At 53.7% G+C, this 21,685-nt stretch carries 22 protein-coding genes; 16 read left to right on the top strand and 6 right to left on the bottom strand.

Annotated elements, in window-relative coordinates; genetic code table 11:
* The first annotated feature begins 21 nt into the window (after positions 1 to 21).
* From ACRBCU_RS07920 to ACRBCU_RS07900, 5 genes are read left to right on the top strand one after another with little or no spacing between them, the layout of a single operon-like run.
* Positions 22 to 798 carry an ABC transporter ATP-binding protein gene (locus ACRBCU_RS07920; RefSeq protein WP_431364833.1) on the top strand — a complete coding sequence of 259 codons (777 nt, stop codon included), beginning with the start codon at positions 22 to 24 and terminating at the stop codon, positions 796 to 798.
* Positions 798 to 1,511, top strand: a complete 714-nt coding sequence (locus ACRBCU_RS07915) for an ABC transporter ATP-binding protein (protein ID WP_431364832.1) — start codon at positions 798 to 800, stop codon at positions 1,509 to 1,511. Before ACRBCU_RS07920 ends, ACRBCU_RS07915 begins: the two co-directional genes overlap by 1 nt.
* Before the next feature lie 2 nt (positions 1,512 to 1,513).
* Positions 1,514 to 1,948: a hypothetical protein gene (locus ACRBCU_RS07910; protein WP_431364831.1), complete on the top strand. Its 435-nt coding sequence runs from the start codon at positions 1,514 to 1,516 to the stop codon at positions 1,946 to 1,948.
* Complete coding sequence (locus tag ACRBCU_RS07905) at positions 1,948 to 2,958, top strand: branched-chain amino acid ABC transporter permease (RefSeq protein WP_431364944.1); 1,011 nt, start codon at positions 1,948 to 1,950, stop codon at positions 2,956 to 2,958. The genes ACRBCU_RS07910 and ACRBCU_RS07905 overlap by 1 nt, the downstream gene beginning before the upstream one ends.
* On the top strand, positions 2,955 to 4,262 hold the full coding sequence (locus ACRBCU_RS07900; RefSeq protein ID WP_431364830.1) for a branched-chain amino acid ABC transporter permease: 1,308 nt from the start codon (positions 2,955 to 2,957) through the stop codon (positions 4,260 to 4,262). Before ACRBCU_RS07905 ends, ACRBCU_RS07900 begins: the two co-directional genes overlap by 4 nt.
* A gap of 95 nt (positions 4,263 to 4,357) precedes the next feature.
* Here ACRBCU_RS07900 and ACRBCU_RS07895 read toward each other — a convergent pair whose 3' ends face one another.
* Positions 4,358 to 5,131 (bottom strand): 3-hydroxybutyrate dehydrogenase, encoded by a 774-nt coding sequence (locus tag ACRBCU_RS07895; protein ID WP_431364829.1) that lies wholly within the window; start codon positions 5,129 to 5,131, stop codon positions 4,358 to 4,360.
* Positions 5,132 to 5,461: 330 nt separating this feature from the next.
* On the opposite strand from ACRBCU_RS07895, the gene ACRBCU_RS07890 reads away from it, so the two are divergent.
* Entirely contained in the window at positions 5,462 to 7,282 is a 1,821-nt protein-coding gene (locus ACRBCU_RS07890) for an extracellular solute-binding protein (protein ID WP_431364828.1), read from the top strand.
* 76 nt (positions 7,283 to 7,358) lie between these two features.
* On the top strand, positions 7,359 to 7,604 hold the full coding sequence (locus ACRBCU_RS07885; RefSeq protein WP_431364827.1) for a hypothetical protein: 246 nt from the start codon (positions 7,359 to 7,361) through the stop codon (positions 7,602 to 7,604).
* On the opposite strand, the gene ACRBCU_RS07880 is transcribed toward ACRBCU_RS07885, so the two are convergent.
* Entirely contained in the window at positions 7,601 to 8,224 is a 624-nt protein-coding gene (locus ACRBCU_RS07880) for a helix-turn-helix domain-containing protein (RefSeq protein WP_431364826.1), read from the bottom strand. The genes ACRBCU_RS07885 and ACRBCU_RS07880 overlap by 4 nt on opposite strands.
* Positions 8,225 to 8,292: 68 nt before the next feature.
* On the opposite strand from ACRBCU_RS07880, the gene ACRBCU_RS07875 reads away from it, so the two are divergent.
* From ACRBCU_RS07875 to ACRBCU_RS07850, 6 genes are all read left to right on the top strand, one after another.
* The gene (locus ACRBCU_RS07875) at positions 8,293 to 9,807 is read left to right on the top strand and encodes a class I adenylate-forming enzyme family protein (protein ID WP_431364825.1); all 1,515 of its coding nucleotides are present in this window, start codon (positions 8,293 to 8,295) and stop codon (positions 9,805 to 9,807) included.
* The gene (locus ACRBCU_RS07870) at positions 9,794 to 10,438 is read left to right on the top strand and encodes a DsbA family oxidoreductase (protein ID WP_431364824.1); all 645 of its coding nucleotides are present in this window, start codon (positions 9,794 to 9,796) and stop codon (positions 10,436 to 10,438) included. The genes ACRBCU_RS07875 and ACRBCU_RS07870 overlap by 14 nt, the downstream gene beginning before the upstream one ends.
* The gene (locus tag ACRBCU_RS07865) at positions 10,435 to 10,752 is read left to right on the top strand and encodes a potassium channel family protein (RefSeq protein ID WP_431364823.1); all 318 of its coding nucleotides are present in this window, start codon (positions 10,435 to 10,437) and stop codon (positions 10,750 to 10,752) included. Before ACRBCU_RS07870 ends, ACRBCU_RS07865 begins: the two co-directional genes overlap by 4 nt.
* Positions 10,749 to 11,975, top strand: a complete 1,227-nt coding sequence (locus ACRBCU_RS07860; protein ID WP_431364822.1) for a multidrug effflux MFS transporter — start codon at positions 10,749 to 10,751, stop codon at positions 11,973 to 11,975. Before ACRBCU_RS07865 ends, ACRBCU_RS07860 begins: the two co-directional genes overlap by 4 nt.
* A gap of 68 nt (positions 11,976 to 12,043) precedes the next feature.
* Entirely contained in the window at positions 12,044 to 13,258 is a 1,215-nt protein-coding gene (locus ACRBCU_RS07855; RefSeq protein ID WP_431364821.1) for an NADP-dependent isocitrate dehydrogenase, read from the top strand.
* A gap of 228 nt (positions 13,259 to 13,486) precedes the next feature.
* Positions 13,487 to 15,166: a calcium-binding protein gene (locus ACRBCU_RS07850; protein WP_431364820.1), complete on the top strand. Its 1,680-nt coding sequence runs from the start codon at positions 13,487 to 13,489 to the stop codon at positions 15,164 to 15,166.
* A 45-nt stretch (positions 15,167 to 15,211) separates the two neighbouring features.
* On the opposite strand, the gene ACRBCU_RS07845 is transcribed toward ACRBCU_RS07850, so the two are convergent.
* Positions 15,212 to 15,418, bottom strand: a complete 207-nt coding sequence (locus ACRBCU_RS07845; RefSeq protein ID WP_431364819.1) for a DUF6356 family protein — start codon at positions 15,416 to 15,418, stop codon at positions 15,212 to 15,214.
* Positions 15,419 to 15,533: 115 nt separating this feature from the next.
* On the opposite strand from ACRBCU_RS07845, the gene ACRBCU_RS07840 reads away from it, so the two are divergent.
* Together ACRBCU_RS07840 and ACRBCU_RS07835 are read left to right on the top strand one after the other, a co-directional pair.
* The gene (locus ACRBCU_RS07840) at positions 15,534 to 15,989 is read left to right on the top strand and encodes an Lrp/AsnC family transcriptional regulator (RefSeq protein WP_431364818.1); all 456 of its coding nucleotides are present in this window, start codon (positions 15,534 to 15,536) and stop codon (positions 15,987 to 15,989) included.
* Between the two features lie 9 nt (positions 15,990 to 15,998).
* The gene (locus ACRBCU_RS07835) at positions 15,999 to 16,334 is read left to right on the top strand and encodes a DMT family transporter (RefSeq protein ID WP_431364817.1); all 336 of its coding nucleotides are present in this window, start codon (positions 15,999 to 16,001) and stop codon (positions 16,332 to 16,334) included.
* A gap of 87 nt (positions 16,335 to 16,421) precedes the next feature.
* On the opposite strand, the gene ACRBCU_RS07830 is transcribed toward ACRBCU_RS07835, so the two are convergent.
* On the bottom strand, positions 16,422 to 17,294 hold the full coding sequence (locus tag ACRBCU_RS07830) for an NAD(P)-dependent oxidoreductase (RefSeq protein WP_431364816.1): 873 nt from the start codon (positions 17,292 to 17,294) through the stop codon (positions 16,422 to 16,424).
* A 107-nt stretch (positions 17,295 to 17,401) separates the two neighbouring features.
* Between ACRBCU_RS07830 and ACRBCU_RS07825 the strand changes: the two genes are divergently transcribed.
* Entirely contained in the window at positions 17,402 to 19,876 is a 2,475-nt protein-coding gene (locus ACRBCU_RS07825) for a penicillin acylase family protein (RefSeq protein WP_431364815.1), read from the top strand.
* 148 nt (positions 19,877 to 20,024) lie between these two features.
* Here ACRBCU_RS07825 and hflX read toward each other — a convergent pair whose 3' ends face one another.
* A complete protein-coding gene (gene hflX, locus ACRBCU_RS07820) occupies positions 20,025 to 21,296 on the bottom strand; it encodes a GTPase HflX (RefSeq protein WP_431364814.1) in 1,272 nt (423 codons plus the stop codon).
* Positions 21,296 to 21,535 carry an RNA chaperone Hfq gene (gene hfq, locus ACRBCU_RS07815; protein ID WP_009828195.1) on the bottom strand — a complete coding sequence of 80 codons (240 nt, stop codon included), beginning with the start codon at positions 21,533 to 21,535 and terminating at the stop codon, positions 21,296 to 21,298. Before hfq ends, hflX begins: the two co-directional genes overlap by 1 nt.
* Positions 21,536 to 21,685: the final 150 nt, after the last annotated feature.

Below are 21,685 nucleotides of genomic sequence, written 5' to 3'. Positions count from 1 at the left end.
AAAAGAAACGGGGGACTTCATGTGATCAGGGTTGAAAACCTGCACAAGCACTTTGGCGGCTTTCATGCTGTTGACGGTGCGACGCTAGAAATTGCCGAAGGATCAATCACCGGGCTAGTTGGCCCCAATGGCGCAGGTAAAACCACGCTGTTTAATGTGATTGCGGGCGTGTTGAAGCCGACCTCAGGGCGCGTATTTATGGCCGGTGAAGACATCACCGGACTGCCACCGCACGAGCTGTTTCACAAAGGCTTGCTGCGTACGTTCCAAATCGCGCATGAATTTTCCTCAATGAGCTGCCGCGAGAACCTGATGATGGTGCCAGGTGGCCAATCGGGTGAAACCCTTTGGAATACATGGTTCGGGCGCAAGCGCATCGCAAATGAAGAACGCGCACTTGCTGCAAAGGCTGATGAAGTTCTGGACTTCCTCACCATTTCGCATCTGACCGAAGAAAAAGCAGGCAATCTCTCTGGCGGTCAAAAGAAGCTCTTGGAGCTTGGGCGCACAATGATGGTTGATGCACGGATCGTCTTTCTTGATGAGGTTGGTGCGGGTGTGAACCGCACGCTTTTGAATACGATCGGTGATGCGATTGTGCGCTTGAACCAAGAGCGGGGCTATACGTTCTGCATGATCGAGCACGATATGGATTTCATTGGCCGTCTTTGCGATCCGGTCATTGTTATGGCCGAAGGCAAAGAGCTCGCGACAGGCACGATTGATGAAATCAAGGCCAATGAGCAAGTGATTGAGGCCTATCTCGGAACGGGCCTAAAGAATAAGGAAACTGCCTAATGACTGAGCCGTTTCTCATTGGCGATAACATGACCGGCGGCTATGGCAGCGGCGCTGATATTTTGCATAGTTGCACCTTGGCGGTTGAAAAAGGTGAAATTGCTGTAATTGTCGGGCCAAATGGCGCAGGTAAGTCAACAGCGATGAAAGCTGTCTTTGGCATGTTGAACCTGAACAAAGGCGGTGTGCGTCTGGACGGCGAAGACATCACCAAACTGACGCCGCAAGCGCGGGTTAGCAAAGGTATGGGATTTGTGCCCCAAACGTCGAACATTTTCACCTCGCTCACAGTTGAAGAAAATCTCGAAATGGGTGCCTTTATCCGCAAGGACGATTTCAGCGATACCATGGCGCAGGTCTATGACCTATTCCCGATCCTGAAGGAAAAGCGCAATCAAGCGGCTGGCGAGCTATCAGGCGGTCAACGTCAACAAGTCGCTGTCGGGCGCGCTTTGATGACCCAGCCGCGGGTCTTGATGCTAGACGAGCCGACAGCTGGTGTTTCCCCGATTGTTATGGACGAGCTCTTTGATCGCATAATCGAAGTCGCACGCACGGGTATTTCCATTTTGATGGTTGAGCAAAACGCCCGTCAAGCGCTTGAAATTGCAGACAAAGGATATGTTTTGGTGCAGGGGCGCAATGCCTTTACAGATACTGGAAAAGCACTTTTGGACAATCCCGAAGTGCGCAGAAGTTTCTTGGGGGGATGAGGATGCGTATCTTCTACTCCGCGCTGCTTGCGCTGGCTCTTGTCCCTCTTGGCCTTGCGGCGCAACAAGAGACCTTCGTTCAGCCTGAAAAGCTAACGATTGAAACCGCGCCCGTATCTCAAAGTTTCACCTTCGAGTGTCGTTTTACGACAGAGTGTTATGAAGCAGAGCCCTGTGCAGACACAGAGTTCACACCCAGCCTTGAAGCACGCGCGGGTGGGCTAACAGAGGACGACACAGTTGTTGAGGCGAAACTCGTCTCGGATGCGGGGGATGCGGTCCTGCTTGGCGTGCGCTCTGGCGGAACACTGTCGCTGTCAGGTGGCACGTTTGAAGCACGCCAACTGCTTACCATCGCGAAAGACGGCGCCGCGCGCTATTCGCTTCACTATGCCGACGGCCCTATGGCCATTAGTTATTTGGGGGTCTGCAAATGATCGACTTTCTAAACGCTCTTGTTGCGCTTTCAAATTTTGTGATCGTGCCGGCAATTGCCTATGGTAGCCAACTTGCGCTGGGCGCGCTGGGCGTCACGCTGATCTACAGCATCTTGCGGTTTTCCAACTTTGCCCATGGTGACACCATGGCAACGGGCGCGATGTTCACGATCTTTATCACTTGGTGGATGCAATCGGCTGGTATCAATCTTGGACCACTGCCGACGGCGCTTCTTGCGCTGCCGTTTGGTATTTTGGGATGTATGGCGCTGCTATTGCTCACGGACCGACTGGTCTATCGCTTTTACCGTGAACAAAAAGCCAAGCCCGTGATCCTGGTTATTGCCTCTATGGGGGTGATGTTCATTATGAACGGGCTTGTGCGCTTTGCGATCGGGCCTGGCGAGCAACGCTTTGCAGATGGGGAACGCTTCATCATAAAAGCACGCGCGTTTAAAGAAATGACCGGCCTGCGCGAAGGGCTGTCCATCAAAACCTCGCAAGGCATCACAGTCATCACTGCGGTTATCGTTGTGGCTCTGCTCTTTTGGTTTCTTAACCGCACGCGCACGGGTAAATCCATGCGCGCTTATTCGGATAACGAAGATCTCGCCCTTCTGTCAGGCATCAACCCAGAGCGCGTTGTGATGTATACTTGGCTGATTGTTGCCGCGCTCGCTACGATCGCGGGTGTGCTCTATGGCTTAGACAAAAGCTTTAAGCCCTTCACCTATTTCCAATTGCTCCTGCCGATCTTTGCCTCGGCCATCGTTGGTGGTCTTGGCAGCCCGATTGGCGCAATCGCAGGCGGTTTTGTGATCGCGTTCTCCGAGATCACTATCACTTACGCATGGAAAAAAATGTTGGTCTATTTGTTGCCAGAAAGCCTTGAGCCCTCAAGCCTCGTGCAGCTCTTAAGCACTGATTACAAATTCGCCGTGTCCTTCGCGATTTTGTTGGTTGTTTTGCTCTTCAAGCCTACGGGCCTCTTTGCGGGGAAATCAGTATGACGTTGCCTTTGAAAAACGTTGCGCTATTCGCGATTATGATCGGTTTGCTGGTCTTCACTGGCTTGAATGAAAGCTGGAACTCGGCGCTTGGACTGATCAATTATTGCCTCATTTCGGCGATCATCGCGCTGGGCGTTAATTTACAATGGGGCTACGCAGGCCTCTTCAATGTGGGTGTGATGGGCTTTGTCGCGCTTGGTGGTTTGTCTGCAGTTCTGATCTCGCATGCACCTGTGGACGAAGCTTGGAAAGCTGGCGGATTTGGCGTCATCATTGCGCTTTTGACAGGAGCGGCGACGATTGTCTTGGCGGTATTGATTGTGAAACGAAAGCCCCATAGTCGGCTGCGCACTTTCGCGATTTTGGCTGTGCTTATCGGTGGCTTTATGCTGTTTCGTGCGCTGTTTGATCCCTCAACGCTTGCCATTGAAAAGGTCGATCCAGCGGCGACGGGTTTTCTTGGCGGGTTGGGCCTGCCGATCATCCTCTCATGGCCTGTGGGCGCTCTTTTAGCGGCAGGTGCGGCATGGATAATCGGAAAAACCGCTCTTGGACTGCGCTCGGATTATTTGGCAATCGCCACGCTTGGCATTGCGGAAATCGTGATCGCAATCATTAAGAACGAAGATTGGCTCACGCGCGGTGTGAAGAACGTGCAATCTGGCATGGGCCGTATCGTGCCACGCGAAGTGGACTTGCAAAATGATAGCGGGTTTGTCGAACGCGCCAACGGCTTGGGATTTGATGCAATCGACGCCTCCACCATATTTGTGAAGTTGAATTATACTCTGATCTTCACAGTGGTTCTGGTGCTCTTGCTCATCATGCTACAACTGGCCCTCAAAAGCCCGTGGGGCCGCATGTTGCGCGCCATTCGCGATAATGAGGTCGCGGCAGAAGCGATGGGCAAAGATGTGACTGCCCGCCACTTGCAAGTCTTTATCTTCGGTAGCGCCATCTGCGGCCTTGCTGGCGCAATGATGATCACGCTCGAAGGTCAATTGATCCCTGGCACCTACAATCCATTGCGCTTTACCTTCCTTGTTTGGGTGATGGTGATCGTAGGAGGATCGGGCAACAACATTGGTGCCGTCCTTGGTGGTTTCTTTATTTGGTTCCTGTGGATTCAGGTCGAGCCGCTAGGGCACTGGCTCATGGGCATTGTGACGGCAGGCATGGCGGATAGCAGTGCGCTAAAACACCACTTGCTGGAAAGCGCGGCACATATGCGATTGCTGACAATGGGACTGGTTTTGCTCTTGGTGCTACGGTTTAGCCCGCGCGGCCTTATTCCGGAAAAGTAGGCCAAGCCACAGCTTTGCCAGAAAGAAAAAACGCCGCTCCCCAAGAGCGGCGTTTGCTATTCTAGGTACCCGAAATTCTTCGCAGACGAATTTCCTTATAGCGCGGTCCAGCCACCATCGACAGAGATCGTTGTGCCCGTGATCTGCGCAGCCGCATCAGAGGCAAGGAAAACGGCCGTGCCACCGAGCTGCTCAACCGTGGCAAACTCTTTCGAGGGCTGGCGTGTCAGCAGGACATTCTTCACCACATCTTCACGCGACATATTGTATTCGCGCATGGTGTCAGGAATTTGCGCTTCCACAAGCGGCGTTAGAACATAGCCCGGGCAAATTGCATTGGCTGTAATCGGCTCTTGCGCGGTTTCCAGCGCGACAGTCTTGGTCATGCCCACAACACCGTGTTTCGCCGCCACATACGCCGCTTTAAACGGCGAAGCGGTCAAACCGTGCGCGGAGGCGATGTTGATCACCCTGCCCCAACCGGCAGCGCGCATGAGCGGCAAAGCTGCGGCTGTCGTGTGAAATGCAGAGGACATATTGATCGCAATGATCGCATCCCACTTCTCCATCGGAAACTCATCAATGGGTGCCACATGCTGAATGCCGGCATTGTTGATGAGAATATCGCAGGTGCCTGCCTTTTCGATCAGCGCGCGGCATTGATCGCCCTTTGACATATCCGCCTGAATATAGCGCGCCTCTACACCATGCTCGGCGGCAAGGCTTGCCGCCAATGCGTGATCCTCATCGCTGTCAGTAAAAGAATTCAGAACAACGTTGGCCCCTGCTTTCGCCATTTCATGAGCGATTCCCAAACCGATTCCCGAATTGGATCCCGTGATGACGGCAGTTTTTCCAGTAAGCGACATAAAGCAGATCTTCCTTTGATGAATGCGTAGGTCTTCTGACCCCCTCCATATCATGCTGCGCCTGCAAAATAAGGGGCAAAAGCCAGATTTCGCACCATTGATGCGGGCTGGGAAATCAGTAGATACTGCTGTGTGAAGGCCAAAAAAAACCCCAGCACGAAGCTGGGGTTAAGTTATTGAGGCAGGTTTCATACAGGCAAGAAACCTATCGAGCAGTGAGTTATGTATAAGCCTTAACGCGCTGCTATCCAAGCAAAAAGTTTGATACTTGATTAAAGCCCCATTACGGTTTTTATCCACAGGCTAGGCATTTGAGGGATTGTTTACGAAATGAGATCACTGTTTTTCGCGCAAAGGTTGCGCTCTATCGCCTGTTTATTAACGGTTTTGTCGACACCCGCTCAGCTTGTATCAGAGCCAGCGCATGGCATAGCTATGTATGGTGAACCGGCCCTTCCACCTGATTTTGTGTCGCTCCCTTATGCAAACCCGGATGCCCCCAAGGGCGGACGAATCGTATTTGGCGAAACTGGCAGCTTTGATTCGCTCAATCCGCATATTCGCAAAGGCTCCGTTCCTTGGCAGCTACGCTCCCTCGCATATGAAAGTTTAATGGGCCGCTCTTACGGTGAACCGTTCACTTTGTACGGGCTTTTGGCCGAATCGGTCGATACAGGACCGAATCGCGAGTGGGTCGAATTTACCCTGCGCACGGAGGCAAAATTCTCCGATGGCAGCCCCGTTACCACCGAGGACGTGATTTGGTCTTACGAAACGCTCGGAACGCTCGGCCATCCCCGCTATCGCAGCCTGTGGTCCAAGATAGAAAAGATCGAGGCAACAGGTCCACGCTCTGTTCGCCTTACCTTTAACGAAGACAACCGTGAACTCGCGCTCATTGCGGGGCTTCGCCCAATCCTGAAAAAAGCACAATGGGACGGCAAGGATTTCACAAAGTCCACATTGAACGACATCCCTATCTCTTCCTCACCCTATGTCATTTCAGAATTTGATGCGGGCCGATCAGTTTCCCTGCGCCGCAACCCCGATTATTGGGGCAAAGATGTGCCGTTTCGCCGTGGCACGATGAACCTTGATGAAATCAAGATGGAATACTTCGGCGATGGCTCGGTTATGTTTGAAGCCTTCAAGTCGGGTGAGCTGAATATGATCCGTGAAAACAACGCGGAGAAATGGGAAACCCAATATGGATTTCCGGCGGTGCAAAACGGCGACGTCATCAAGTCTGCGATCCCGCATCAACGGCCAACGGGCATGACCGGCTTTGTGATGAACACCCGCCGCGCTCCGTTCGATGACTGGCGCGTGCGCGATGCACTTATTCATGCGTTTAACTTTGAATTTGTGAACGACACGCTTACGGGCGGACGTCAGCCGCGCATCAGTTCGTATTTTTCCAATTCCGTGCTTGGGATGGAAACAGGTGCCGCCACGGGCAAAGTCGCAGACCTGCTTGCGCCTTACAAAGAGGATCTGCTGCCCGGCGCGATTGAAGGCTATACGTTGCCTGTTTCTGACGGCTCAGCGCGCAATCGCAAAAACATCCGCAAAGCGATGGCCTTGTTGAAAGACGCTGGGTTTAGCGTGCAAGATGGCAAGATGATTGGCCCTGACGGCAAGCCATTGACGTTTGAAGTATTGCTGCGCCAAGGCAATCAAGAAAACCAGTCAATCATGGATATCTATACGCAAGCGCTTGATCGATTGGGCATCAAAGTCAAAATCACCGCCACAGATGACGCGCAATATACTGAGCGCACAGCCAGCTATGATTTTGATATGACCTATTACCGCATTGGTCTCTCGCTTAGCCCCGGAAACGAGCAATTCCTGTATTGGGGCAGCGAAGGCGTCGAAGGTCCAGGACGGCGCAATTGGATGGGTATGAATGTTCCAGCCGCTGAAGCGATGGTTGATGCAATTCTTGCGGCCCGATCCCAAGAAGACTTTATCGCCGCCACTCGGGCGCTGGACCGTATCCTGATCTCTGGGCGGTACTTCATCCCTCTTTATCAATGGCCCTATAGCAATGTAGCGCACGCCAAAGAGCTGACCTTTTCCGAGACCTTGCCGATCTATGGCGACTGGTCGGGGTTCCTGCCTGAAGTCTGGTGGTGGGAAGAAAAATAGCGCTTGAGCACTCAAAGTAACGTTAAAGTAAGGTTCCCGCGACATGCTAAGTGGCATAGCAGCAGCGGGAGCCATTATGAATTGGTCAGATTTATCAGTAGATTGGACGACATTTTTAACAGCCGTGGCTAGGCGGTTTCCGTATTTGGATGCCTCTCTATTTCGCAGGTCCAATACTGATCTTAGCACTTTGGTGCAGGCCGTGGCACAAAGTCATGATTTAACCGAGCATGAAGCGCGAGAAGAACTAGAGGACTTTCTTCTCATCCAAAGCCTTTCGCGGGATATGGCGGAACTGCCCACGCTTGGAACAGCGGCCTAACCGCCGAGGGACGTCACCCAAAGCACGCTGGCATCGTCTTCGCTTAGCGTAATCAAGTTATGTCCCATCGACGCATCGTAATAGGCGCTGTCCCCGCGCCGCATTTCGACAGGTTCATAAAATTCGGTGATGAGGCTGACAACACCTGTCAAAACATACAGGAATTCTTCACCGTCATGGCGCACCCAGCCATCAAATTCGTCAAAACTGCGCGCGCGAATGCGGGCGCGATATGGCAGCATCTTTTTGTTCGTAAGGGTTTCAGCCAACAGCTCGTGTTCATAGGTCACAGTGGCATGGGCCGCGCCCTCGCCAAGCTTTGTAACGGCCATGCGCCCATTAATCTGCTCGCGCTCTGGCGGTGTGAAAAGCTGCGGAACTGAAATTTCCAGCCCCTCAGCGAGCTTTTTAAGCGCGTCATACGTCGGGGACATCTGCCCATTTTCAATCTTTGACAGCGTAGACCGTGCAAGGCCCGCTTGATTTGCGGCGCGCTCTAACGTCCAGCCTTGTGCTTTTCGCAGTTCCCGCACACGGCTCGCAAGATCAACATGCTCGGCAAGTTCGGTGCTTCCGTTTTCGCGCGCAATTCGGATCAGTGATTTTGGGTTATCGCTCATGCAGCGGTGTATAGACAGCGCGCCCCGCGCTTGCAATCTACTCGGCGCATGCGCTACCCAAGCCAGACATGAACACTCACTCCCCAGAGCTTTGCCCCGCCCCGTTTAACCTTGCCGCCTATGTTTTGGCCGCAGGCCAAGACACGCCAAATAAAATAGCGCTAGAGGTCCTAGGCAAAGCAGCACAAAGCTACAGTTACGAGCGCCTGACCCATGCAGTGCGCGGCGTTGCAAGCGGGCTGCGCGAGGCGGGCCTAAAGGCGGGCGACGTCGTTTTACTGCGCCTTGGCAACACGGCGGATTTTCCAATCGCCTATCTTGGAATTATCGCGGCAGGGATGATTGCCGTGCCCACCTCTTCGGCCTTGACCCGCGCAGAGATCACAAAAATGAGCGCCGCAATTTCGCCTGCCGCAATTTTGCAAGACGAGGCCCTTGCAGCGCCAGAAGCTCCTGATTCAAAACAAATTTCACTAGATCAACTGCGTGAATTTTATGCCCTGCCTGCCACACCCTGGCATATGGGCGATCCCGAGCGCCCAGCCTATCTGGTTTTCACCTCTGGCACCTCAGGCACTGCGCGCGCGGTTCTTCATGCGCACCGCGCAATCTGGGCACGCAGAATGATGCATCAGGGATGGTATGGGCTAACCGCGTCCGATCGCTTGCTGCATGCTGGCGCGTTTAACTGGACCTTTACACTTGGCACAGGCCTCATGGATCCATGGACTATGGGCGCAACCGCTTTAATCCCCGAAGATGGCTGCCCTGCCGATCAGTTGCCGAACTTGCTGAAAGAAAACAACGCCACTTTGTTCGCAGCGGCGCCGGGCGTCTATCGCAAGCTATTGCAAAAGCCTATGCCCGCATTGCCAGCATTGCGGCACGGGCTAAGTGCCGGCGAAAAAATGTCCCCTGCGCTACATCAAAGCTGGTTTGAGGCGACAAGAACCCGGGTCTATGAAGCCTTTGGCATGTCCGAATGCTCTACTTTCATATCGTCCTCGCCAGAAAACCCGGTCTCGCCAGAAGCGCTCGGGCGCGCTCAGCAAGGCCGTAAAATCGCGCTTGTTACAGAACAGGGAATCCCCGCCAAGCAAGGAGAAACAGGCATCATCGCGGTTCATCGTTCGGATCAAGGTTTGATGCTTGGCTATTTGAATGAACCTGACTCTACGGCGGAGCGATTTCAGGGGGACTGGTTTCTTACAGGTGATCTAGGTCGCACAGATGAAAGCGGCGCTGTTCATTATGAAGGGCGCAGTGATGATATGATGAATGCGGGTGGATTTCGTGTCTCCCCGCTCGAAATCGAGGCGGTGTTTCAAAAATTACCTGAGGTATCCCAATGCGCTGCGATTGAAGTCACGCTCAAACCGGGCGTTCAGGTCATCGCGCTGTGTTATACCAGCGTTGCTCCAGTGCAAGAAAGCGCATTGAACGCACTGGCAACCCAACAATTGGCGCGATACAAGCAACCCAGAATTTACCACCCTTGCGACACGCTTCCCAGCAGCGCCAACGGCAAACTGCTCCGCCGTGTGCTGCGGTCCCAAATCGAGGCTCACTATGGTCAAGCTTGACATTATTTCTGATCCGATCTGCCCATGGTGCTACATTGGCAAGACTTTACTTGATCGCGCGCTCGAAGCGGAGCCAGAGCATCCCTTCGAAATTGAATGGCATCCGTTCCAGCTCAACCCCGAAATGCCAAGCGAAGGCATGGACCGGCGCGCTTATCTGGAAGGCAAATTCGGCGGCAAGGAACAGGCGGTCAAAGTCTACGGGCAGATCGATCAACATGCGCGCGACGTTGGCCTAGAGCTTGATCTTGGTGCGATACAGCGCACGCCCAATACGATCAATGCGCATCGTTTGATCCATTGGGCGGGCATAGAGCAACGTCAGTCTATGGTGGTCTCCGCTTTGTTTCGCGCGTATTTCAAAGAAGGGCGCGACATCGGTAACAGCGAAGTGTTGGCGGACATTGCGGACAGTTGCGACATGGATGCGGCTTTGGTGCTGCGTCTTTTGGCAACGAACGAAGATTTAGACGGCATTCGCGAAAAAGACGCATCTTTCCGTAAGATGGGCGTAAATTCTGTGCCCACCTTTATCGTTGCAGGAAAACACGCTGTCCCCGGTGCGCAACCTGTTGAGGTTTGGCGTAATGTGATTGGCGATATCCGATCCCAACTCGACGCTGCGGAATGAGCCACTCACGCCTCACCATGGCAATCCTTTCCCTGTTAGCGACATTGATCGCTGCTGGAACCGTGTTTTTCCACTTTGTCGAAGGATGGAGCTATCTTGATAGCTATTTCTTTACCGTCGTAACGCTATCGACAGTGGGATACGGAAACCTTGTACCGGCAACCGCACTTGGAAAGATCGGCACAACCGTGATGATCTTTTCTGGCATTGGTGTCTTTGCGCTGGCAATCCAACATGTGGGTGATAGTGCCCTGCGCCGACGCGTAAGGCGCGTCAAAAAACGCGAAGACAAGCAAGAAAGTAACGACACATGAACCAAAGCATTGCAATGCGCATGGGCAGAGTAGAATTCATAGCCTTTTGCGCGATGCTTTCTGCAACGGTTGCGTTTTCGATTGATTCCATGCTGCCGGGCCTGCCCGAAATCGCAAAAGAGCTTACCCCACAGGACACCAACAAAGCGCAACTGGTCTTAACCAGTTTCGTTCTTGGCATGGGGCTTGGGACATTTATTGTCGGCCCTCTTTCGGATCGATTTGGCCGCAAATTGATCATGCTCATCGGCTCTATTCTTTATTGCATTGCTGCGTTTGTAGCATGGCGCGCGCAATCGCTCGAAATCTTGCTGGGCGCGCGCGTGGTTCAAGGTGTTGGAGCCGCTGGCCCCAGAATTGTGTCCATGGCTGTCGTGCGCGATCTGTTTTCTGGGCGCGAGATGGCAAAAATCATGTCGCTGATCATGATGGTATTTACGCTTGTACCTGCTGTCGGCCCCCTTTTGGGCGCAGGCATTATCGCGATCTCTGACTGGCGCGGAATTTTCGTCGCCTTCATGTGCTTCTCTATCGTGAGTATGCTCTGGATGGGCTTGCGCCTGCCCGAAACTCTGGTGGCCGAAAAACGACGCCCGTTCCAAATAAAAACGCTGGCGGCAACGACGGTAGAGTTCCTCAGCTACAAGCGCTCTCGTGTGTCGATCATTTGCCAAACCTTAATGCTAGGATTGTTGTTTGGACTGCTCTCGACGGTGCATCCGATTTACGATGTTACCTTTGATCGCGCAGAAAGCTTCCCAAGATGGTTCGGCGTTATCTCGTTGCTCGCTGGCACCGCCTCTATGCTGAATGCCGCGTTGGTCGTTCGCGTTGGAATGCGCACGATGATCTTGGTTGCCTTTGCTGTGCAGGTTATTCTTTCGCTGATAATGCTGCTCGTGAGCCTCTGGCATCCTGATGACAGCATCTATTTTCCAATTTTCGTGATTTGGCAAACTTCGGTGTTTTTCCTCGCAGGCTTGACGCTTGGCAATCTCACCGCTCTTGCGATGGAGCCTGTTGGCCACATCGCTGGTCTCGTTGCCTCGATTATGGGGGGGCTTTCAACTGTAATGGCCGCCGCCATTGCCGCGCCGATTGGCCTTATGTTTGTTGGCACGCCCGCCCCGCTTGCAGCTGCTTCAGTTATTATGTGTGCGATCGCGACAGCCGCGATGCTGTGGCTGCGTGCCTATGAGGCGAAAAATAGCCAAACAGAGTGAACCTCATTCCCCTGTAAAATAAACTCGGTTAAGCAGATATCGACCCCATCGCCGCGAAAGGCCCAGTTATGAGCAAGATCAAAGTTGCAAACCCAATCGTAGAAATGGACGGCGATGAAATGACCCGTATCATCTGGGATTTCATCAAGAAAAAACTGATCGAGCCCTATCTCGACATTGATCTGCTTTATTATGATCTGGGCATCGAAGAACGCGATCGCACCAACGATCAGATCACTATTAATGCGGCGGAAAAGACCAAGGAAGTGGGCGTTGCCGTCAAATGCGCGACCATTACACCCGACGAAGCCCGCGTAGAAGAATTCGGCCTCAAAGAAATGTGGAAAAGCCCGAACGGCACGATCCGCAACATTCTCGGCGGCGTAATTTTCCGCCAGCCAATCATTTGCAAAAACGTCCCCCGCCTCGTTCCCGGATGGACCCAGCCTATCGTCGTTGGCCGCCATGCCTTTGGCGATCAATATAAAGCCACGGATATGAAATTCCCCGGCGCAGGCACGTTGACGATGAAATTCGTTGGCGAAGACGGCACCGAGATCGAGCATGAGGTCTACAAAGCCGATAGCGCGGGCGTGTTCATGTCGATGTATAATATCGACAAGTCCATCTACGACTTTGCCCGCGCCTCTTTGAATTATGGTCTCAACCTTGGCTGGCCTGTGTATCTGTCCACGAAAAACACAATCCTCAAACAATATGACGGTCGTTTTCTCGAGATTTTCCAAGAAGTCTATGACGCGGAATTTGCTGAGGCCTTCAAAGAAAAGGGAATCTGGTACGAACACCGCCTGATCGACGATATGGTTGCCTGCGCGATCAAATGGAATGGCGGCTTTGTCTGGGCTTGCAAGAACTACGACGGCGATGTGCAATCCGATGTGGTCGCGCAGGGCTTTGGGTCTCTCGGGATGATGGCGTCGCAATTGATGACACCTGACGGGAAGATCGTTGAATCAGAGGCGGCGCATGGCACTGTAACGCGCCACTACCGCCAGCATCAAAAAGGTGAATCAACGTCGACCAATTCAATCGCATCAATCTATGCGTGGACGGGTGGTCTCAAACATCGCGCAAAACTGGATGGCAATGATGAGCTGATGAACTTTGCAAATACGCTTGAAAAAGTGATCGTTGAAACCGTTGAATCGGGCCACATGACCAAAGATCTCGCCCTGCTGGTCGGGCCAGATCAAGGGTGGTTAACGACCATGGGCTTCCTTGAAAAAATCGACGAAAACCTGAGCGCTGCTTTGGCGCGATAGCTTCGGGCATCCAAATGTGACATGGGCGGCGCAAACCAGCGCCGCCTTTTGCATGTTCGCCCCTAATCAAAGTTCGTAAAGCTGGCCCATTGTTTCCAAAAACGCGCGTGTTTTCTTCGAATTGTGCGGCGTTCACGGCCAAATCCCAAAACTTATCACTTTTTCCTAGACCTTAGGATTGCTCACAACGACTTTACCCGTGGGCAATTTTTTCGAAAGGTACTGGGTATGCTTTATTTATTAGCACTTTTAGGTCTCGCGAGCGGCGCTATGTTTATCGGCTCGACTGGCGATGACGAAATTTACGGCACGGATGATGGCGACGACATTCACGGCGACAGTGGCGATGATTATATTGAAGGCTTACTCGGCGCGGATTCATTGTTCGGCGACGAAGGACAAGACACCATAGACGGCGGCGACGGGAATGACCTCGTGAATGGTGGCGAAGGCAATGATTACCTTATTGGCGGCGCAGGCAGCGATCATATCATCGGTGCAAATGGCGATGACCTGCTCGATGGCGGCGACGGGAATGACATTCTCTGGGCCGGTGCAGGAAATGACGGTGGCCATGCAGGAAGCGGCGATGACACAGTACATGGGCACGAGGGCAATGATGTCTTCCAAGGCGGCAGCGGCTCCGATCTTCTTGAGGGCGGTGACGGCGACGACTTCTTGATGGGCTCCGATTGGGGCCTGACCGATCCCAATGCCTCCGACACTCTTGTGGGCGGCGCGGGCGATGATGCCCTTCTTGGCGGCGATGGCGATGATGAGCTTGATGGCGGCAATGACAGCGATGTGCTCAAGGGTGGATCGGGCAACGATATCATCGAATCTGGCCTTGGCACCGACGATGTGAGCGGCGGCGACGGCAATGATCTAATCACCAATCGCGGCGGCTATGATGAAATTTGGGGCGAAGGCGGCGACGACACCATTGATGCAGGTTTTGAAGGCGGCACTATTTTTGGCGGCCTTGGAGATGACAGCATAACGGGCGCGCATTTTGGCGATGCGGGCCTTGGCAATGACACGCTTGAAGGGCGCGATTATCTCGGCGGCTCTGACACGCTGCTTGGCGGCGAAGGCGATGACGTTATCAATGGACGCTCAAACAGCGCCGACTGGATCGAAGGCGGGAATGGAAACGATACAGTCAACGGCTCTTTCGGTGATGACACCGTTCTGGGCGGTGAAGGCAACGACCACCTCACAGGATTTCGCGATAACGATGAGCTTCGCGGAGGCGGCGGCGATGACAGCCTCTTTGGCGAACATGGAAACGACGTTCTCAGCGGCGGCGCAGGCTCAGACTTTGCGTCAGGCGGCGACGGCAATGACCAATTGGATGGCGGCGACGGTCTCGACAGGCTTGCTGGCGACGCTGGTGCAGACACGCTTGATGGCGGCGCTGGCGCTTCCGACCTTCTTTGGGGCGGCACAGGCAGCGATCTGCTCTTGTCAGGCGAAGACGGCGCTCGTCTGCTCAGCGGCGATGAAGGCGATGACACCCTCGTTGCACAAGACGGCGGCACGCCCGATGTCTATGGCGGCGCAGGCGATGATCATCTGATAAACTTCGACACTGCAGGTCTCTATGGCGGCGCAGGTGAAGACATCTTTTATGTCGCCGCAGATCACGAGCCTGGCCTAAGCTTGTTACACGATATCGATCTCGAAACCGAAACGATTGTAGTCATGCACCCAGATGATCAAACGCCGACGCTTGATGCCATCAGCTACAGCCCCGCAGGGCAATACACTGACATGAACTACACCCATCCAGATGGCTCAGTCGAATTACTCGCACGTTTTCAAGGCTCTAGCTTGACAGATCAGGAATCGCTTCTTCCCGATGTTCAGTTTGTAAAGCTAAGCAACTTTCAGCACCTACAGCTCTAAGTCATTCGGTAATTCTGGGCCTTGCGCAGTTTTGTGCAAGGCCTGTCACGCGCCTCGATTATGAGTGCGCGCATAAAGATCCGCGACAATTCCACTGGCGGTTTTCTCGCAAAGCGCTGGCACAATCGCATGAATCAACGCGGCACCAGCCGCGAGCGCCAAAAGCGCGGAAAACTTCATCGCGAAGGCAAGATGCTCGAAATAGCTCTCATCCACACTACGGGGATGATCCATGAAAAGTCTGTCTAGCATTTGATTTCTCCTGTTGGCTTTCCAACAGACTAAAACAACGCGATGAAGACGATATCCCAAAATCCCACATAAATTCGAGTTGATTGGGAAATATTCCCAAGATAACACTAACAGCATGGAACTTGACGCAATTGATCGCCGCATCCTGAGACAACTTCAAGACAACAGTGACCCCTCGCTTGACACATTAGGCGAAGCGATCGGCCTGTCGCGCAATGCCTGCTGGCGGCGGATTAAAATTCTGACCGAAGCAGGTGTCATCAAAGGCAAAGTTGCGCTCCTTGATGCAGATGCAATCGGCCTGCCCCTTGCGGTGATAATTCAGGTGCGAACGGACAATCACACCAAAGAATGGTCCGCAAAATTTGCGCGAGCCGCCAAGGCGCTGCCGCAAATCCAAAGCGTCTATCGCATGTCGGGTGATCTGGACTATCTGATCCGCGCGCGCGTAAAAGATATGAAAGATTACGACAGGCTCTATCAAAAGCTAACCGCATCTGTTCCACTCGCAGATGTCTCTGCCAGCTTTGTAATGGAAGAGATAAAAGATACGACCGCCCTCCCCCTGTAGGAATGCATTATGCCGAGTCACTATATCGTCCTTCTCTTCGCGGTGCTTTGCGAAACCATCGGAACAGCGGCGCTTCAAGCCAGCGCGCAGTTTACCAAGTTCTGGCCATCGGTTCTGGTCATCATTGCATATGCAATCAGCTTTTATTTTCTCGCGCTTGCACTACGCTCGATCCCCCTTGGCATTGCCTATGCGCTCTGGTCCGCGCTTGGCATCGTCTTCATCGCGGGCATCGGGTATCTGGTGTACGGGCAAAAACTTGACGCGCCCGCACTGCTGGGCCTGAGCATGATCCTCGGCGGCATCGTCATCATCCACCTCTTTTCGAACACCTCAACCCATTAAGGTTAACGCCCCGATTCTTTGGTCTTCAAATATCTCGGGGGAGGATTTGCACAGCAAAGCCGGGGGCAGAGCCCCCAGCCTCGCTCATTAGCCCATAGCGCGCAAACGCTTGATCAGGCTCGACGTGTCCCAGCGTCCGCCACCCAGTTTTTGCACATCCTTATAGAATTGATCGACCAGTGCTGTAACCGGCAGGCTTGCCCCCGTATCGTCAGCTGCATCAAGACAGATGCCCAAGTCCTTGCGCATCCAATCCACTGCGAATCCGTGCTCGAATTCATCGTCAATCATTGTCTCATAGCGGTTCGCCATTTGCCAAGAACCAGCCGCACCTTGGGAGATCACCTCGACAACAGCGCGCCCATCCAAACCGGCTTTTTCCGCAAAGTGCAGCGCCTCGGACAAGCCTTGCACTAGCCCCGCGATTGCAATTTGGTTGCACATCTTGGTCATTTGCCCTGCGCCGCTATCACCAATACGGCGGCACATTTTGGAATAGACAGCCATAATCGGCTCTGCACGTTCATATGCGCCAGCGTCTCCGCCGCACATGATCGAAAGCACGCCATTTTCCGCACCGGCTTGTCCGCCAGAAATCGGCGCATCCACGAAACTGATCTGCGCGCTATCCGCAGCCTGATAAAGCTCACCCGTAACAAGCGCAGAAACCGTCGTGTGGTCCACAAAGACGCTCCCGTCGCTCATACCTGCAAATGCGCCATCCTCACCAAGGCAAACCGAACGCAAATCATCATCGTTGCCCACGCAAGCCATGACAAAATCAGCGCCCAACACCGCCTCGCGCGGTGTCGCAGCACTGGCACCGCCATTGGCCTTGACCCAGTCACTGGCTTTGCTCGCCGTGCGGTTGTAAACTGTGACTTCATGACCCGCTTTTTGGAGATGGCCTGCCATTGGATATCCCATGACTCCAAGTCCCAAGAATGCACATTTCGCCATCGGCTTTTCCCTTCGCTTCAATTACCTTAAACCCTGTGTCGAACCTGTTCAGCAATGACAAGTGGTTTGCAATCTATAAGGCGCCCACGCGCAAGGAGAAGCAAGAGATGGTGTTGATTTTTCGCTGGGCACTGCGCCTAACGGGCGGCGCAATCCTTTTGGCCGTGCTTGCCGTTTTGCTCGCTTATTTTCTCGCCTCACGTTCATTGCCGGATTATACCAAGACGCTCAAAGTTGACGGTGTTTCCGCGCCCGTCGAAATCGTGCGCGATAATGCCAATGTACCTCATATTTTTGGAGCAAGCGACGCTGATGTGTTTTATGGCCTTGGCTATGCACACGCGCAGGATCGTCTGTGGCAAATGACCATGATGCGGCGCACCGCGCAGGGCCGCTTGTCCGAAGTCTTTGGCGCGAGCACCCTTAGTATCGACACTTTGCTGCGCCGTCTTGACCTCTACCGTTTGGCCAGTCTTTCGGTCGCAAGTCAGGACGCGCGCACCACAAGGGCGCTGAATGCCTATGCCGCAGGCGTGAACATGCGTATCTCTGAAATCAACGAAAGTGCACTGGGTCGCGGCGCTCCTGAAATGTTCCTTTTCGGCGCTCCCATTGCCCCTTGGCGCGCAGCGGATTCGCTGGCGGTTACCAAATTGATGTCATTGCAGCTATCAGGGCACCTTAAGGAAGAAGTGTTGCGCGCGCGCACGTCGCTTGTCCTACCAGACGAAAACCGCCTCTCCGACATCTTGCCGAATATTCCGGGAACTGGCGTCGCCGCCTTACCAAAATATTCCAACCTCATCGATGTGCCCCTGCCGCGCTACGCCGCGACACATAGCGCGCCGCGTCATCCGCTTCACCCTGCGCCCGAGCGCGGCCTTGCAGGCGCGTCTAACGCTTGGGCTGCTGCGCCTGCCCGCTCTGCCTCTGGCGGCACTTTGCTGGCAAACGATCCACATCTTGGCTTTTCTGCGCCCGCGATCTGGTATCTCGCACGGTTAGAGCTGGCTGCAGGCGGCGTTATTGGTGGAACAATTCCCGGCATGCCTGTCGTTCTTGCAGGCCGCAGCGCGACAATCGGATGGGGGATCACCTCGTCCTATCTTGATGATCAAGACCTGCTGATAGAGCAACTCAATCCCGATAATCCAGAAGAATACCGAACACCCGACGGTTTCAAACCCTTTGAAACGCGCAAATCCATTATCAACATCAAAGACGCAGAGCCCGTCACCCTGACCCTGCGTTGGAGCGACAATGGCCCTATTCTGACGGGGTCGGATTTCGATCTAAAAGCCATTACGCCAGACGATCACGTTATCGCATTGGCCTGGACGGCACTCAGCGCGCGGGACACGTCGATGAGCGCAGCAATGGGCATAATGCAGGCCGTAGATATCGATAGCGCATTGGTCAGCGCACAGAGCTATATTGCGCCATCGCAAAACCTGACGCTGGTCGATAAGGATAAGATCGCTCTCAAACTCATCGGCGCGATGCCGCAACGTGATGTAAAACACCAAAGCAAGGGGCGTCTTCCAAGTTTCGGTTATATCGCTGAAAATCGCTGGCAAGGCATGTTGCCGAACGAAACCAACCCAGTTTTCATGGACCCAGAGGGAGGCATTCTGGGAAACACCAATAACAAACTGGTCAACCGTCCCTTTCCCGTTCATGTCAGTTATGAATGGGGAGACAGCCAACGCATTCAACGCTGGCAACGTCTGATGCAAAGCCGCCAAGTCCATACGCGCGACAGCTTTATCGAGGCCCAACTCGACACCGTCAGCTTCACAGCTCGCGCCCTGCTTCCACTGATCGGCGCAGATCTATGGTTTACGGGAGAAGCCGCGCAAAGCGGCACCCCAGAGCGCAAACGCCAAATTGCACTGGAATTGCTGGCAAATTGGAACGGCGAAATGAACGAGCATTTGCCGGAACCGCTGATCTATTCTGCTTGGCTACGCGCGTTGCAAGAACGCTTGATCCAGGACGAACTTGGCCCCTTGGCCGTGGAATTCAAACATGTCGAACCTTTGTTTATCGAACGGGTCTATCGCAACGTCGGCGGAGCCTCGGAATGGTGCGACATCCTTCAGTCCTCGCCGAAAGAAACCTGCACAGAGATTGCGCGCCAGTCCTTGGACACTGCGATCCTGTGGCTTGAAGAGAACTATAGCAGCGATCTGGCCTCACTGCGCTGGGGCGATGCGCATCAGGCAACCCATGATCACGCAGTGCTCGGAAGCGTCCCTGTCTTGCGTTATTTTGTCAACATCCGCCAATCCACGTCTGGGGGCGACAACACCCTTATGCGCGGGCGCACGCAAGGGGGCATTGGCAAAGAAGCCTTCCTAAATGTGCACGGCGCAGGCTATCGCGGCGTTTATGACTTTGCCGACCCAGACAGCTCGCTTTTCGTGATTTCAACCGGTCAATCGGGGCACTTGCTCTCGCGTCATTACGATGATCTTGGCGCGCTTTGGCGCCGCGGAGAATACATTCCAATGTCCTTAGACGAAGGGCTTGCTCGCGCGGCCGCGGTCGGCATCACAACGCTCACGCCAAAAGAAAACTAAAGCGCCCAAGCAAAACCACGGCACCAATATCCATTGAGTAAACTCTGAGCCCGCAGCTTAGATGTTTCCTCTCTCCTAAAATATCCCCGCCGGAGGCAAATTCCTTATGAAGGATTTCACAAAAATTCTTGGGAAAGAGTTTTTCCACTCAAAGTGTCTGAAACTGTGCGCGCTGTTTGGCTTTCCAGCGCAGGTCCAGCTCAAACCCGTGCTCGCCTTGACGCTCGGCTTCAACGACAGATCGCTCAAACAACCAAGCGCGCTTTCTGCCGTCCGAATAAGGAAGCACCAGCGTTTCGGTGATCAATTCGCCTTCCAGCGCGTCTTCCACGGCTTGGATAAAATCCTGCACGCCTTCGCCGGTAACAGACGACGTTGCAATGACGTCGTCGTGACGCGCCGCGCGTGCAAGAACTGCGTCTTGATCATCCGCGTCGAGCAGATCAATTTTGTTCCAGACTTCAATCTGTTTTGTATCATCGTCAACGCCAAGCGATGTTAGGATCGCGCGAACGTCAGCGGCCTGCTCTTCTGAGCCTTCATGCGAAATATCGCGCACATGTACGATCAGATCAGCGGCTAAAACCTCTTCCAGTGTCGCGCGGAACGAAGCCACCAATTCAGTCGGAAGATCCGAGATAAAGCCCACCGTATCAGAAAGAATCACATGCGGACCATCAGGCAGTTCCACCGCGCGCATGGTTGGATCCAGCGTGGCAAACAGCATATCTTTGGCAAAGACATCAGCGCCCGTCAGCCGGTTGAAAAGCGTCGACTTGCCCGCATTGGTGTAGCCGACCAATGCAACAATAGGGTACGGAACCTTCGCGCGCGCCTCTCGGTGCAGCGCACGGGTTTTCACCACTTTTGCAAGTTTGCGGCGCAAACGCACCAGTTGATCATCAATCGCGCGTCGATCAGATTCGATCTGCGTCTCACCTGGTCCGCCAACAAAGCCCAGCCCGCCGCGCTGACGCTCAAGGTGGGTCCAAGCGCGCACCAATCGTGTGCGTTGATAGCTCAGCGCAGCCATTTCGACCTGTAGCACACCTTCGCTGGTGCGGGCGCGATCCGAAAAAATCTCAAGGATCAATCCCGTTCGATCCAGCAGCTTAACGCCCCAGGCTTTTTCCAGATTGCGTTGCTGAACTGGCGTCACTGGACCATCGATCAGAACAAGTTCGATCTCATGGGCGCTAAAAAACTGATGTAGCTCTTCAATCTTGCCCTTACCAAACAACATGCCCGAATGCGCTTTTGGCAGGCGCACAACAGTTCCGCCCTGAACCTCAAGTCCCGGCAACGCTTCGGCAAGCGCGATAGCTTCAGCGAGCGCAGGCTCTGGCAAGCGGCGCTCGTTATTGCTTTTGATGTCAGGATGCAGAACCCATGTGCGGGTTACCGACGGCGCATGATCCATCAGTTTGCGTCTTCACCCTCATAAAGAGAGATCGGCTGGCTTGGCATTATGGTTGAAATCGCATGCTTATAGACCAACTGAGACTGCCCGTCGCGGCGCAAGAGAACGCAAAAATTGTCAAACCAAGTGATCACACCTTGCAGCTTCACACCATTGATCAAGAAAACCGTGACCGGAACTTTGGTTTTGCGAACGTGATTTAGGAACGCGTCTTGCAGATTTTGTCTGTCGTTGGCCATTTGGGCATGCCTTTATTCTTGCGAGTTATTTTATCGGGCGCAGCAAAAAAGCCCTGCATTCAGGGCAATCGTTAATCTCAAAAGTATGTCGGCTTGCGTCCAGAGTTGCCAGCGCTTTTTTCGAACGCAGCAAAACTATCTGAATTTGGA

This window comes from Planktotalea sp. (genome assembly GCF_050633725.1).
Taxonomy (GTDB): Bacteria; Pseudomonadota; Alphaproteobacteria; order Rhodobacterales; family Rhodobacteraceae; genus Planktotalea.
The sequence above is the reverse complement of the archived record's forward strand: the minus strand, read 5'-3'. Positions and strand labels throughout refer to the sequence as shown.